This window comes from Lachnospira hominis (ex Liu et al. 2021) (assembly GCF_014287955.1).
GTDB classification, from domain to species: Bacteria; Bacillota; Clostridia; order Lachnospirales; family Lachnospiraceae; genus Lachnospira; species Lachnospira hominis.
This window is the reverse complement of the sequence record NZ_JACOPD010000001.1, coordinates 198,729-212,456: the sequence shown is the minus strand read 5'-3', so window position 1 is coordinate 212,456 and position 13,728 is coordinate 198,729. Positions and strand designations below refer to the sequence as shown.

Annotated in this window: 16 protein-coding genes and 3 tRNA genes; 16 read left to right on the top strand and 3 right to left on the bottom strand. The window is 37.0% G+C overall.

Going from position 1 to position 13,728, the window contains the following annotated elements; genetic code table 11:
• From H8S01_RS00980 to H8S01_RS00935, 10 genes are all read left to right on the top strand, one after another.
• Entirely contained in the window at positions 1-417 is a 417-nt protein-coding gene (locus H8S01_RS00980) for an SseB family protein (RefSeq protein ID WP_186835858.1), read from the top strand.
• Positions 418-630: 213 nt separating this feature from the next.
• A tRNA-Val gene (locus tag H8S01_RS00975) sits at positions 631-703 on the top strand.
• 19 nt (positions 704-722) lie between these two features.
• A tRNA-Met gene (locus tag H8S01_RS00970) sits at positions 723-796 on the top strand.
• 218 nt (positions 797-1,014) lie between these two features.
• Positions 1,015-1,563, top strand: coding sequence for a 2-C-methyl-D-erythritol 2,4-cyclodiphosphate synthase (gene ispF / locus H8S01_RS00965; RefSeq protein ID WP_021865922.1), 549 nt, complete (start codon positions 1,015-1,017; stop codon positions 1,561-1,563).
• A 27-nt stretch (positions 1,564-1,590) separates the two neighbouring features.
• The gene (gene epsC / locus H8S01_RS00960) at positions 1,591-2,268 is read left to right on the top strand and encodes a serine O-acetyltransferase EpsC (protein WP_021865921.1); all 678 of its coding nucleotides are present in this window, start codon (positions 1,591-1,593) and stop codon (positions 2,266-2,268) included.
• Between the two features lie 61 nt (positions 2,269-2,329).
• Positions 2,330-3,736 carry a cysteine--tRNA ligase gene (gene cysS, locus H8S01_RS00955; protein ID WP_021865920.1) on the top strand — a complete coding sequence of 469 codons (1,407 nt, stop codon included), beginning with the start codon at positions 2,330-2,332 and terminating at the stop codon, positions 3,734-3,736.
• The gene (locus H8S01_RS00950) at positions 3,721-4,161 is read left to right on the top strand and encodes a Mini-ribonuclease 3 (RefSeq protein WP_021865919.1); all 441 of its coding nucleotides are present in this window, start codon (positions 3,721-3,723) and stop codon (positions 4,159-4,161) included. Before cysS ends, H8S01_RS00950 begins: the two co-directional genes overlap by 16 nt.
• Positions 4,162-4,212: 51 nt before the next feature.
• The gene (gene rlmB, locus H8S01_RS00945; protein WP_186835857.1) at positions 4,213-4,956 is read left to right on the top strand and encodes a 23S rRNA (guanosine(2251)-2'-O)-methyltransferase RlmB; all 744 of its coding nucleotides are present in this window, start codon (positions 4,213-4,215) and stop codon (positions 4,954-4,956) included.
• 27 nt (positions 4,957-4,983) lie between these two features.
• A complete protein-coding gene (locus H8S01_RS00940; protein WP_021865917.1) occupies positions 4,984-5,586 on the top strand; it encodes an RNA polymerase factor sigma-70 in 603 nt (200 codons plus the stop codon).
• 37 nt (positions 5,587-5,623) lie between these two features.
• Positions 5,624-5,695 (top strand) — tRNA-Thr (locus H8S01_RS00935).
• Positions 5,696-5,838: 143 nt separating this feature from the next.
• Here the strand turns inward: H8S01_RS00935 and H8S01_RS00930 are convergent.
• A complete protein-coding gene (locus H8S01_RS00930) occupies positions 5,839-6,654 on the bottom strand; it encodes a C39 family peptidase (protein WP_021865916.1) in 816 nt (271 codons plus the stop codon).
• A gap of 186 nt (positions 6,655-6,840) precedes the next feature.
• Between H8S01_RS00930 and H8S01_RS00925 the strand changes: the two genes are divergently transcribed.
• Positions 6,841-8,136: an adenylosuccinate synthase gene (locus tag H8S01_RS00925; protein WP_186835855.1), complete on the top strand. Its 1,296-nt coding sequence runs from the start codon at positions 6,841-6,843 to the stop codon at positions 8,134-8,136.
• Between the two features lie 110 nt (positions 8,137-8,246).
• Here H8S01_RS00925 and H8S01_RS00920 read toward each other — a convergent pair whose 3' ends face one another.
• The gene (locus tag H8S01_RS00920) at positions 8,247-8,444 is read right to left on the bottom strand and encodes a hypothetical protein (RefSeq protein ID WP_021865914.1); all 198 of its coding nucleotides are present in this window, start codon (positions 8,442-8,444) and stop codon (positions 8,247-8,249) included.
• A 114-nt stretch (positions 8,445-8,558) separates the two neighbouring features.
• Between H8S01_RS00920 and H8S01_RS00915 the strand changes: the two genes are divergently transcribed.
• From H8S01_RS00915 to H8S01_RS00895, 5 genes are all read left to right on the top strand, one after another.
• The gene (locus H8S01_RS00915) at positions 8,559-10,097 is read left to right on the top strand and encodes an amino acid adenylation domain-containing protein (RefSeq protein ID WP_186835854.1); all 1,539 of its coding nucleotides are present in this window, start codon (positions 8,559-8,561) and stop codon (positions 10,095-10,097) included.
• Positions 10,090-11,313 carry a diaminopimelate decarboxylase family protein gene (locus tag H8S01_RS00910; RefSeq protein ID WP_021865912.1) on the top strand — a complete coding sequence of 408 codons (1,224 nt, stop codon included), beginning with the start codon at positions 10,090-10,092 and terminating at the stop codon, positions 11,311-11,313. Before H8S01_RS00915 ends, H8S01_RS00910 begins: the two co-directional genes overlap by 8 nt.
• 154 nt (positions 11,314-11,467) lie before the next feature.
• The gene (locus tag H8S01_RS00905) at positions 11,468-11,695 is read left to right on the top strand and encodes a phosphopantetheine-binding protein (RefSeq protein ID WP_021865911.1); all 228 of its coding nucleotides are present in this window, start codon (positions 11,468-11,470) and stop codon (positions 11,693-11,695) included.
• Between the two features lie 67 nt (positions 11,696-11,762).
• Positions 11,763-12,518 (top strand): hypothetical protein, encoded by a 756-nt coding sequence (locus H8S01_RS00900; RefSeq protein WP_021865910.1) that lies wholly within the window; start codon positions 11,763-11,765, stop codon positions 12,516-12,518.
• A 28-nt stretch (positions 12,519-12,546) separates the two neighbouring features.
• A complete protein-coding gene (locus tag H8S01_RS00895) occupies positions 12,547-13,053 on the top strand; it encodes an SEC-C metal-binding domain-containing protein (RefSeq protein WP_021865909.1) in 507 nt (168 codons plus the stop codon).
• Between the two features lie 38 nt (positions 13,054-13,091).
• On the opposite strand, the gene H8S01_RS00890 is transcribed toward H8S01_RS00895, so the two are convergent.
• The gene (locus H8S01_RS00890) at positions 13,092-13,694 is read right to left on the bottom strand and encodes a hypothetical protein (RefSeq protein WP_186835853.1); all 603 of its coding nucleotides are present in this window, start codon (positions 13,692-13,694) and stop codon (positions 13,092-13,094) included.
• Positions 13,695-13,728 lie beyond the last annotated feature (34 nt).

The following is a 13,728-nucleotide window of genomic DNA, read 5'->3' as shown; positions in this document are numbered from 1 at the left end:
GTGGATAATAAAAATAAGACAGACAAGGGACTTTTGGGAAATGAGAAAATAGAAGAAGCTGTTGCAGCACTCCAGCAGGAAACAACGCAGGAAATGCTTGCACACACACTTACTGTAATTAGACGCCGCATGAGAGAAGCCGGTCAGCTGATAGTAGCAGTAGAGCCATCGGTGGGAGATAACAATCTTAATATACAGTCAGTTAAGACGGACGACGGAAAATGCTGGTGGATGGCGTTTACAAGTTTTGATGAAGAATTAAAAGGTAGTGGCAGTGTAATGTCAACATTTATGGCAGACATAGAAAAAATGTTCGAGTCAGCTATAAATGCAGAAGGAATAGAAGGCATAATAATTAATCCATGGAATCGTACAATTATGCTTGATAAGGAACTTATACGTATAGTTCTCGGATAATCCGTCAGAAGAAGATTTGACAAATAAAGACAGGAATTATAAAAGCATGAATTTGGTCCCGGCTGCCGTGAAAAAAGAACCCAAAATCGAAAAATGAAAAAAATTGAAAAAAGTTTAAAATTATGCTTGACAACCTCGAATTTATATATTACAATAGCAAAGCAAGTTCGCGAGAGCAAGCAAAGCAAACCGCTTGTACGGAGTGCATGACATGGGATCTTAGCTCAGCTGGGAGAGCATCTGCCTTACAAGCAGAGGGTCACAGGTTCGAGCCCTGTAGGTCCCATAGTTACTTAATTTAATATGGCGAGATAGCTCAGTTGGCTAGAGCACACGGTTCATACCCGTGGTGTCGTGGGTTCAAATCCCTCTCTCGCTACTAATTTAAAAAGAGTTCAGGCGGTTGCCTGAGCTCTTTTTGCTATAGTTCATTTTATGGCAGCACATGTGCTGCAAAGTTCAGACATTGTATGTGCTATAAAGTTGTAAAGCTATAAAGTTCAGATATTGCTTGTAAAATAAATAAAAATATGTTTTACTTAAAAAAGGTATGTGAAATAATAAAAGATGTTTGTAAATAAAGGAGGAAGCGGGCACATGAGAGTTGGAATGGGTTATGACGTTCATAAGTTGGTTGAGGGTAGAAAGCTCATACTTGGTGGTGTTGATATTCCTTATGAAAAAGGACTCCTTGGACATTCAGATGCGGATGTGCTTCTTCATGCGATTATGGATGCACTTCTCGGAGCTGCGGCACTTGGTGATATAGGAAAGCATTTTCCTGATACAGACGACAAGTACAAAGGTATTTCAAGTCTTGAATTGTTAAAAGAAGTTGGAAGACTTTTAAATGAGAATAATTATATAATAGAAAATATAGATGCAACAATTATTGCACAGCGTCCTAAGATGCTTCCTCATATACAGAAGATGAGAGAGAATATTGCGGGCGTTCTTGGAATACAATTAAATCAGATAAATGTAAAAGCTACAACCGAAGAAGGTCTTGGATTTACAGGAAGCGGTGAGGGCATATCTTCTCAGGCAATATGTGCTTTGACATCAGTGTCAAATTATATATATGGTGAGGCGGATATGAAAAACTGTTGTTCCGGATGTAATGGATGCACTAAGTATCAAGAATAGTAAATCAGATTAAAATCGGGAGCAGATATGAAATTTATAAATTTTGTAAAACAGGAAATAGCAGTAATAAAGGACAGAGACCCTGCCATTAAATCAACGATGGAGGTGTTTCTTTATCCAAGTTTTAAAGCTATATTAAAATACAGAAAGGCACATAAGCTTTTCCTGAAAAAACATTATTATCGTGCAAGAAGAATATCACAGAAAACGGCAAGACAGACCGGTATCGAAATTCATCCGGGAGCACAGATTGGTGAAGGACTTTTCATTGACCACGGACATGGTGTGGTAATAGGTGAAACAGCAATCATTGGTGATAATGTAACGCTTTATCAGGGTGTTACACTCGGTGGTACAGGAAAAGAGCAGGGAAAAAGACATCCTACAGTTGGTAATAATGTAATGATTGGAGCAGGAGCGAAAGTATTAGGTTCTGTTACAATTGGAAATAACTGCAAGATAGGTGCCGGTTCAGTTGTTTTAAAAGACGTTCCGGATAATGCGACGGTTGTCGGTGTGCCTGGAAGAATAGTAGTTCTTAACGATGTCAGGGTTGCTGATGCAAATGATTTGGACCAGGTTGATTTACCGGATCCAGTAATGAATGACATTGATGAATTAAAAACAGAGAATGATGAACTTAAAGAAAGAATTATACAGCTTGAAGATAAACTTAATGAGTGTAGAAAAGCTAACAGCAAATAACTAAGACGTTTAGTGAAAAAATATCATGATGGAAATGTCATATAAAATTTAGGAGGAAAATATGAAGATTTATAATACACTTACAAAGAAAAAAGAAGAATTTGAACCTCTTGAAAAAAATAAGGTAAAAATGTATGTCTGCGGACCTACAGTTTACAATCTTATCCATATCGGTAACGCAAGACCGATGATTTGCTTTGATACAGTAAGAAGATATCTTGAATATAAAGGATATGAAGTGAATTATGTATCTAATTTTACGGATGTTGATGATAAAATTATAAAGAAAGCCAATGAAGAAGGTGTTTCAGCAGAAGAAATTTCAACACGTTACATTGCTGAGTGTAAAAAAGATATGGAAGGCATGAATATCAAGCCTGCTACAACACATCCTCTTGCTACACAGGAAATCGGTGGCATGATTGATATGATTCAGACACTTATTGATAAGGGATATGCTTACAATGTCAATGGTACTGTATATTACAGAACAAGAAAGTTTGAAGGATATGGCAAGCTATCAAAGAAAAATATTGATGACCTTGAGGCAGGACACAGAGATATAAAGGTTGCAGGAGAGGACGAAAAAGAAGATCCGCTTGATTTCGTACTCTGGAAACCTAAAAAAGAAGGTGAACCTTCATGGCCGTCACCTTGGAGCGACGGAAGACCGGGCTGGCATATTGAATGTTCAGTTATGGCAAAGAAATATCTTGCAGATGAGATAGATATCCATGCAGGTGGTGAAGATCTTATATTTCCTCATCATGAAAATGAGATTGCACAGTCAGAAGCTGCAAACGGAGTACAATTCGCAAAATACTGGATGCACAATGCATTTTTAAATATTGACAATAAGAAAATGTCAAAGTCACTCGGTAATTTCTTTACAGTGCGTGACATAAGCAAAGAATATGACCTTCAGGTATTAAGATTTTTCATGCTCTCTGCACATTACCGCAATCCTATTAATTTCAGCCATGATTTGATGGAATCAGCAAAGAACGGACTTGAAAGAATTGTTACAGCAGTAGCTAATCTCAAACATTTATCTGAAAATGCAAAAGAAGGCAGCATGGCAGCAGATGAAGCAGAAAAGATTGCATCGCTTAAAGAGATGTATGACAAGTTTGAACAGGCAATGGATGATGATTTTAACACAGCAGATGCCATTTCTGCAGTTTTTGAAATTGTAAAATTTGCCAACTCAAACAGCAGTGCTGAAAATACAAAGGAATATATAGATACACTCATAAAGAAAATTACAACACTTACAGATGTTTTAGGACTTAAAGTAGAGAAAAAAGAAGAAATTCTTGATGAGGATATTGAGAAACTTATTGCAGAGCGTCAGCAGGCAAGAAAAGACAGAAACTTTGCCCGTGCCGATGAAATCCGTGATGAACTTCTTGCCAAAGGAATTGTACTTGAAGATACAAGAGAAGGTGTAAGATGGAAGAGAGCCTGACACAAAATCTCACTGAGAGTATAAAAAATGTGCTTGGATTAAAGGAAATTTCTCCGGCACAGCTTTCACCGCTTGTTCTTGCATACATCGGGGACAGCATATTTGACCTTGTCATAAAAACGTATCTTTTAGATACAAAGGGAAATATGCAGGTTAATAAACTCAACCGTTTTGCAAGTAATATTGTAAAGGCACAGTCACAGTCAGAAATGATAGGGATTATAGAGCCGCTGTTAAGCCCGGCGGAAGAAGCGGTATACAAAAGAGGTCGTAACGCAAAATCATATACATCAGCAAAAAATGCTTCAATATCAGATTACAGAAGAGCTACAGGCTTTGAGGCTCTTATGGGATATCTGTACCTTGAAGGTGAGTATGAGCGTATGATACAGCTTATAAAAGCGGGGCTGGATAAGGAAAAATAGAATTCTTTCTGCAAAATATTAAGAATTTTATCCGCATAATAGGGAGGATTTATGAGATATAAAGAATTCACAATAGAAGGACGTAATGCGGTGCTTGAAGCATTTCGTTCCGGAAAAACAATTGATAAGCTTTTTGTGCTTGATGGCTGTCAGGATGGTCCTGTAAAAAGCATTATAAGAGAAGCTAAAAAGACAGATACTATAATTAATTTTGTGGATAAGGAACGTCTTGACAGGCTTGCCGGAACAGGACACCATCAGGGTGTTGTTGCACAGGCGGCAGCATATGAATATGCAGAAGTCGAAGATATATTAAAGGCTGCAAAAGATAAAGGCGAGGCTCCGTTTATATTTATTTTGGATGAAATAGAAGACCCGCATAATCTTGGTGCGATAATAAGAACTGCCAATCAGGCAGGTGCACATGGTGTAATTATACCAAAAAGAAGAGCTGTAGGACTTACGGCTACAGTTGCAAAGACATCTGCGGGTGCAATTAACTATACACCTGTTGCAAAAGTGACAAATATTTCAAAGACAATAGAAGATTTGAAAAAACAGGGAATGTGGTTTGTGTGTGCAGATATGGACGGAACAACAATGTACGACCTTAATCTCACAGGACCTATAGGACTTGTAATAGGTAATGAAGGAAGCGGCGTTGGCAGGCTTGTAAAGGAAAAATGTGATTTTGTTGCATCTATACCTATGAAAGGTGATATTGATTCACTTAATGCTTCAGTTGCAGCCGGAGTGCTGGCTTATGAAATAGTACGACAGAGAATGACAAAATAATGCCGCAGCAGATTTATGGAGGCTGAATTGGATTTCAATAAATGCAGTGATGAAACATTGATTGATATATACCGCAAAGGTGACGAAGCGGCAATAGAAGTTCTATTTGAACGGTATAAAGATATAGTCAGAAAAAAGGCAAAAGCCATGTATCTGGCAGGAGGCGACAGTGATGACCTTATTCAGGAGGGAATGATTGGGCTTTATAAAGCTGTCAGGGATTATGATGATACAAAGGAGGCTGCGTTTAAGACATTTGCAAGCATGTGCATTAACCGCCAGCTTATCAATGCCGTGGCAGTTTCAAACAGAAAGAAAAACATACCGTTAAACACATATGTGTCGTTCGATATGCCGGCATATCCTGATGAAGATAATGAAACACGGCTTGTTGATATTTTAAAACCTGAATCAGAACAGAATCCTGAAAAATTATTTATAGACAGGGAGTACAGTGATTCATTCAAAAAAAAGCTGTTTGACAGGCTTAGCAGCTTTGAAAAACAGGTGCTGCAGCTGTATATGGAAGATAATGATTACAGGCAGATTGCAATGCTTCTGGGAAAAACTCCAAAATCAATAGATAATGCCATTCAGAGGATAAGAGCTAAGGCAAACAGCATATCTTGACAAAAGATAAAAGCTGTAATAATATAGATTTTGTCTTGCTGATGTAGCTCAGTGGCAGAGCACTTCATTGGTAATGAAGAGGTCAGGGGTCCAATTCCCCCCATCAGCTCTCAGACTGAAACTTTTCTGAAGTATTTTTTAGGACGTTTTACAAAATATACCGCCATATCGGATTGGTTTTCCGGTGTGGCGGTATTTTGGCATATGCAGGCAGATGAAGTGGAACGATTAATTTATTTGAATATATTGAACTTATTTGATTACAGCAGCCTGATAAAAGAATTTCTGGTAATAATCAGTAAATTCATCTATTGTATGTGTTACAATTCCATAAGTCGGGTCGGCAAAAGTTACCGTCCTGTCTGTAAGGTTGTATCCGGATAGAACAACACAGTGTTCATATGACGGCCATGAGAAATACTCGCCGTCAGAAAGGGGAACTTCGCGGTAAGTGATGTCTTTTACAGAATAATCGTATGAAGTCCACACAATAACCGGATTCCCTGCGGCAACATATTCAAAAAGTGAATGTACAGATGAGTAACTTATTACATGAGCCGTCAAATTTGAATTATTATTTTTTAAAAATGAATTTGCTGCAGTTACAATAGCTGGTGCAAAACATCCGCTTCCGTGTTCGTCCCATGGTGAACCGAGAAAATAATCTATAAAGCATCCGGCATCAGCGGTATCACGCATCGGCAGGTAATTGGTTGCAAGAATCTCTTTGTCAACATTAAAGCCGTAAAAATGAAGAACCTCGGCGAGCGATGTTATCTCACATCCTGTAGGAAGATCGGGTTCCTGGCTGATGAAAGGAACATCTAGCTGCATTTTTGATGGGATGTTCCGGCTGCTTTCGGCCGCGGTTGTATATTCGTGTTTATCAGAGTATACATAATCAAAATCCTGTGATGAAGTTTCTGATGTGGCAGATACAACAACAGAGGCATCGTTTTTATTTTTATCTTTTGATGAATCCAGATACATAGTAACAACAAAAATAAGAGCTGCGACTGATGAAATCAGGATTATAATTTTTAAAATATTTCTTTTTGCTTTTTTCACTTACAAAAATCTCCAATTCAAGTATATAGAATGATTAGAAAAATATATTTATTTTCATTATATACATAATAATGATTGATTGCAAATCCAAAGATGTGGTATTATACTAAAGTGTGGTTGTAAAACCCGGATTTAAGTATATATATGCAGGCTGATATAGATAAATGTCAGCGGAATGGAGGAAATATGGTAAAAGCTATCGTTGGCGCTAACTGGGGTGACGAAGGTAAAGGTAAGATTACAGATATGCTTGCTGAGGAATCTGATATTATTGTAAGATTTCAGGGAGGAAGTAATGCAGGACATACCATTATCAATGAATACGGTAAATTCGCACTTCATCTTCTGCCATCAGGCGTTTTCTATAATCATACAACAAGTATTATTGGCAACGGCGTTGCTCTTAATATTCCATACCTTATCAAGGAATTAAAGAGCCTTACAGACAGAAATGTACCTATGCCTAAGATTCTTGTATCAGACAGGGCACAGATTCTTATGCCTTATCATGTTGATTTTGATACATATGAGGAGGCAAGACTTGCAGGAAAGTCATTTGGTTCAACAAAGTCAGGCATAGCACCATTCTATTCAGATAAATATGCAAAAATCGGATTCCAGGTATGTGAATTATTTGGAAATGAGGATGAACTTAAAGATAAAATAGCTAACGTATGCACACTCAAAAATGTTATGCTTGAGCATTTATATCATAAGCCGCTTCTCAATCCGGATGAGATATTTAATACTTTAATGGAGTACAAGGAAATGATAGCTCCATATGTGACAGACACATCTGCATATCTTAATAAAGCATTAAAAGAAGGAAAGAAGATTCTTCTTGAGGGTCAGCTCGGTTCACTCAAAGACCCTGACCACGGAATTTATCCAATGGTTACATCATCTTCAACACTTGCTCCTTATGGTGCAATCGGAGCTGGTGTTCCGGCTGCATCAATTCAGGATGTTGTCACAGTAGTTAAAGCATATTCATCAGCAGTTGGTGCTGGTGCATTTGTAAGTGAAATATTTGGAGACGAAGCAGACGAACTTAGAAGACGCGGCGGTGACGGCGGCGAGTTCGGTGCTACAACAGGTCGTCCTAGAAGAATGGGATGGTTTGATGCAGTTGCAACACGTTACGGTGTAAGAATGCAGGGTACAACAGAAGTTGCTCTTACAGTAATAGATGTACTTGGATATCTTGATGAGATTCCAATGTGTGTAGGATATGAAATTGACGGTAAAGTTACAAAAGATTTCCCTACAACACCACAGCTTGAGAAAGCAAAGCCGGTATGGAAAGTGATGCCGGGCTGGAAATGTGATATTCGTGGAATAACAAAGTACGAAGATTTACCAGAGGCATGCAGAAACTATATCGAGGCAATTGAAGAGGAAATCGAAGCACCAATTACAATGGTTTCAAATGGTCCTGGAAGACATGAGATTATTCACAGAGAAAGCAGCTATTCTAAATAATCTGATAAGATAAAAGACAGGTGTCAGCTGTCGGAAACTGTGCATTGACAGACGACGGCCGGTGTCATAAAAATAAGACAGCGTTGATAATAAGTCAACGCTGTCTTGAATTATCTTTTTGACAGATATTTGTATACAAGCATCATTGCATATATTACAATGGGAAATACGATATCTGTAAATATAAGCCCTTTAAAAAGCGTTCTTGCGGTCTGCGTGTCGATAAAAGCAGTTATAAGTGTGACAATTATCAGGACACCCCACAAAATAACAGCGGTAAGGGCAACACCTCGTTTTATTTTTTTCATATTTATTAACCTTTCCGTGATATGAATTAATCATTATCAATTTATATAATAATAGCATAGAAAATAATAATATAAAAGACTTTATATATTAAATATAATTATAGGAGAAAAACAATGGTAAAGAGTGTATTGGAATATCTCGAGAATTCAGCAGCAAGATTTCCTGATAAAAAGGCAGTCGCTGATGACAAAAGCAGCATGACATATTCAGAACTTGTAAATAATGCACGGAATATTGCGGCAGGGCTTCTTCCTTACACAGAAAGAAGACAGGCAGTTCCTGTATACATGGACAAGAGCTGTCATACACTTGCTCTTTTTATGGGAGCTGTAATGGCAGGATGTTTTTATGTCTGCCTTGATCCAAGCCAGCCGGCAGAAAGAATCAATATGATTCTTGAGACGCTTGAGGCAAAACTTATGGTCGTTGATGAAAAATCAGCAAAGAAGCAGGCGAAGCTTGGTTTTGATGGCCATGTTCTTAATATTGACGAGCTTATGACACATGAAGTGACAGAAGAAGAGAACGAAAAACTTGCACAGATAAGAAGTGAAGCTCTAGATATTGACCCGTTGTATTCAATATTTACATCAGGCTCAACAGGTGTTCCTAAGGGTGTTATAGTAAATCACCGTTCAGTCATAGACTTTATAGATTGCTTTACAGATACATTTAACATCAGTGAAAATGATATAATTGGCAATCAGGCACCATTTGATTTTGACGTATCAGTAAAAGATATTTATTCAACATTAAAATGCGGTGCAACAATCCAGATTATACCTAAACAATTATTTTCATTTCCTACAAAACTTCTTGATTATCTTGATGACAATAATGTTACAACACTTGTATGGGCTGTTTCGGCATTGTGTATAGTTACAACTTTAAATGGCTTTGAGTACAAGGTTCCGTCAAAGATTAATAAAGTAATTTTCTCAGGTGAAGTTATGCCGATAAAACATCTTAATCTCTGGAGAAAAGCATATCCGGATGCGATGTTTGTTAATGTATACGGACCTACAGAAATCACATGTAACTGCACATATTATATAGTTGACAGGGAGTACGAACTTGACGAGACACTTCCTATGGGTAAAGCATTTCCTAATGAGAGAGTATTCCTGCTTGATGATGACGATAATATTATCACTGAATCACAGCCGGGTACAACAGGTGAAATTTGTGTTTCAGGAACAGCAGTGACAATGGGTTACTATAACAATCCGGAAAAGACAGATGCAGCATTTGTTCAGAATCCTCTTAATAACAAATATAATGAAATAATATATAGAACGGGCGACTTAGGATATTATAACAATGACGGTCTTATGTGCTTTTCATCAAGAAAAGATTTCCAGATTAAGCATATGGGACACAGAATAGAGCTTGGTGAAATTGATATGGCAATCAACGCAGTGGATGATGTCGTAAGAGCATGCTGCATATTTCATCAGGACGCAAATAAGATTCTTGGATTCTATGAGGGAGCTGCAGATAAAAAGACTATTACACATGTTCTTATGCAGAAACTTCCAAAGTTCATGATTCCACAGGAATTTATCCAGGTGGAATCAATGCCTATAACAAAGAATGGTAAGATTGACAGAAAACTTCTTCTTGAAAATTATATCGGAGGCGAAAATGCTTAGTATAGAAAAAATAACACAGCTTGCAAAAGAAAATTCAACACCGCTTTATATATTTGATAAAGATGAGCTTGCAGACAGAATTTCATCAATAAAGAGAATAGTAGGAGATGGCGTCACAATATGTTATGCCATGAAGGCTAATCCGTTTCTACTCGATGCGGCAAAAAAGCTTAATGTGAAATTTGAGGTGTGTTCGCCGGGCGAATTTTCAATATGTGAGCGTGAAAATATTAATATGTCAGACATAGTTCTTTCCGGTGTCAACAAGGAAAAGCATGATATAGAACATGTCATGGACGACTGTGGCGGTGTAGGAATGTATACAGTTGAGTCAGTAAGCCAGTTTGAACTTCTCAATGAATGTGCGGCAAAAAGAAATATTACAATACCTGTGCTTTTAAGAGTTACAAGCGGCAACCAGTTCGGACTTGACGAAGCTGAGGTTGAAAGACTCGTCTCACACAGAGAAAACTATCCTAATATTGATATACACGGAATCCAGTGTTATACAGGTACGCAGAAAAAGAAAATTGACCATATCACAAAAGAACTTGAATGGCTTGACGGAATATGTGATATGTTAAAAGAAAAATATGGTTTTAATGCAAGGGAACTTGAATATGGACCTGGACTTCCTGTTTCATATTTTGGCGAAGATGCTTTCAATAATTCGTATGATATGTTAAAAGAGTTTGCCGAGTATCTCAAACCGCTTAAAAGTAAATACAAGATAACACTTGAGATGGGTAGATATATTGCCGCAACATGCGGAGTATATGTGTCATCAGTTGCTGATACAAAGACTAACAAGGGCCAGAACTACTGTATAATTGATGGTGGAATTAACCACGTTAATTACTATGGACAGACAATGGCAATGAAAGTTCCGGCTTATACATTTGTGAAAGCCGACGGCACAGCTGCGGCAGGCTATGGTGCTAAAGATTACGGCACAGAACCTGAAAAATGGACAATATGTGGTTCACTGTGTACAGTTGCTGATGTAATTGTAAAAAATCTTCCGATAGGAAAGCCGGAATCAGGCGATATGATTATTTTTTATAATATCGGTGCATATTCTGTTACAGAGGGAATTTATCTGTTCCTGAGCAGAAAAATGCCTAAGATTATAGCATACAGCGAAAAAGAAGGAACAAGTTTATACCGTGATTTCAAATTTTCGGATAAGATTAATTCGAGAGAAGATCTTATTTAATAGATTATTAATATATAATTCACTTTCATTTTTCAAAAATGTGCTTGACTAACACAGGAAGATGTTATATTTTAAATTCGATATACTAAAGGGGTAAATATAAAACCCTGTTTGGTCGATATAATTTAGTGAAAGAAAGGTCAGGATTTTTATAATGGATCAGTTAATGGACATTTTGACAGAAGTTAATGCAGACGTAGATTTTGAAACATGTGATACACTTATCGATGATGGTATTCTCGATTCTTTTGATATCGTATCAATCGTTGGTGAGCTTAATGACACATTTGATATTGAGATTACACCTGTTGACATTGTTCCTGAGAATTTTAATTCTGCAGAGGCAATGTGGGAGATGATTCAGAGACTTCAGGATAACTAGGATATGCATTAACGTGACATGAGGCAGATAATGCCGCCGTATTTGTTTATGACAAGGAGGAATTGATATGTCAGGTTTTAATTTGTATACTTCTAATTCTATTTCAACTTTATTTTCTTCATTGGGAAACAGAAGTAATGGAAGCACAATATTTTCCGGGCTTGATTATTCAACATTATCAAGCATCCATAATGGCTCATATAAAAAGCTTCTTAATGCTTATTATAATAAAACAGGCAACAAAGATGCTGTTTCAAGCATAACAGCAGGAAAGACTGATGTTAAGAAAACAGATACCAATGCTGTAAGTACACGTAATAATGCATCTAATGTGAGCGAAGATATTGATACATTAAATAAGAGCGATTTATGGAAACAAAAGGAAATAAAAGCTGAGGATGGCAGCAAGACAAAGGAATATGATAAAGATGCCATTTATAAGGCAGTTTCATCATATGTAAAAGATTACAATCTTCTTGTTGACAGTGCAGGTAATTCTGAGAGTTCCTCAGTTTTAAGAACAGCATCAAGTATGGTTAATTATACTAAAGCTAATAAATCGGTGCTTGCTTCAATGGGCATTTCGATTGGTGCTGATAATAAGTTGAGCATTGATGAGAAGACATTTAAAGGTTCATCAATGGCAGCAGTTAAATCTGCATTTACCGGAGCCGGTTCATATGGAAAGAGCGTTCAGGCGAGTGCATCAATGATTTATGGCTCTGCGGCAGCACAGGTTGCTAAACAGTCAGGAACAGGATTGTATTCATCAGGAGCATCATATTCATATGTGAATGGTTCTATTTATAACAGTTATTTTTAAATAAAAACAGCGAGAGGAAGCAAAAGACATGGCTTTACTTGAAACTTGGAGAAAGTTAGCATACGAGACAGAGATGAACCAGAATCAGGCAACACAGTTCTGGGGTAACTATTTTAACCTTGAAAAAGGAATTTATGAGCAGATTCTTTCAACACCGGACGAACCTGTATCAGGAACAGTTAAAGAACTTGCAGAGAAATTTAATGTTGAAGTTTTAATTATGACAGGATTTCTTGACGGAATCAATGACAGCTTAAAGAATCCTAATCCAATTGAGACAATGGAAGAGGATACACAGGTAAATCTTGATTACGATAAGGAAAAACTCTATTACAACATGGTTGGTGCAAAAGCTGACTGGTTATATGAACTTCCACAGTGGGATAATCTTTTAGATGAAGCAAAGAGAAAAGAGCTTTACAAGAAGCAGAAACTCTCTGGTACAGTTATCAAAGGAAAGAAGATTGGCAGAAATGAGCCATGTCCATGTGGAAGCGGCAAGAAATATAAGAACTGCTGCGGTAAGAACGCATAACCCACAATGTCTTAGTGAGATAAAAGACGGTGCAGGATTTATTCCCTCACCGTCTTTTTAAGTGTTTTGAAATATTTAACAATGTAAAATACTAATGAAATTATGCCAATAAATGTAATTATAAGAAGGCACAGATATAATGGAAGACTGTAATGATACTGGCTTATCATTATCGCTGATGTATGTGATGACAATCCTGAATAATTCCAGTTTAAGTCAATAGCCATATATTCGAGCAGTGGTTTAAGATAAGTATCATTTTTCTTTAAAACTGCTTTGAATGAGACATCATCAAGTGATACAGGAATGTCATTATCTTTATTAAAATATTTTGTGGAAATAAGATAAATTGTACATCTGTCATCAGCAAGAGTGTAATAGTAATGTCCTTTTACACGGTCATGGTCAATATAATCATATCCTGTATAATATAAAGTATCTGCGTCAACATTGACATATCTGGCTCCGGACAGATAACAGTCGTCAATATTATCAGATGAACTGTATGACTGTGGTTTGAAGCTTTTGAAAAGCGATATATGCATGCAGGCTGATATGGTGATAAGTACAAATAAAAATAAGAATACAGCAGCCTGAATCTGGTGGTTAAATAAAATTGACTTTAGTTTCTTTAGTTTCATAGAACGTTCCCTGTTAATAAAGTTATATATAAAA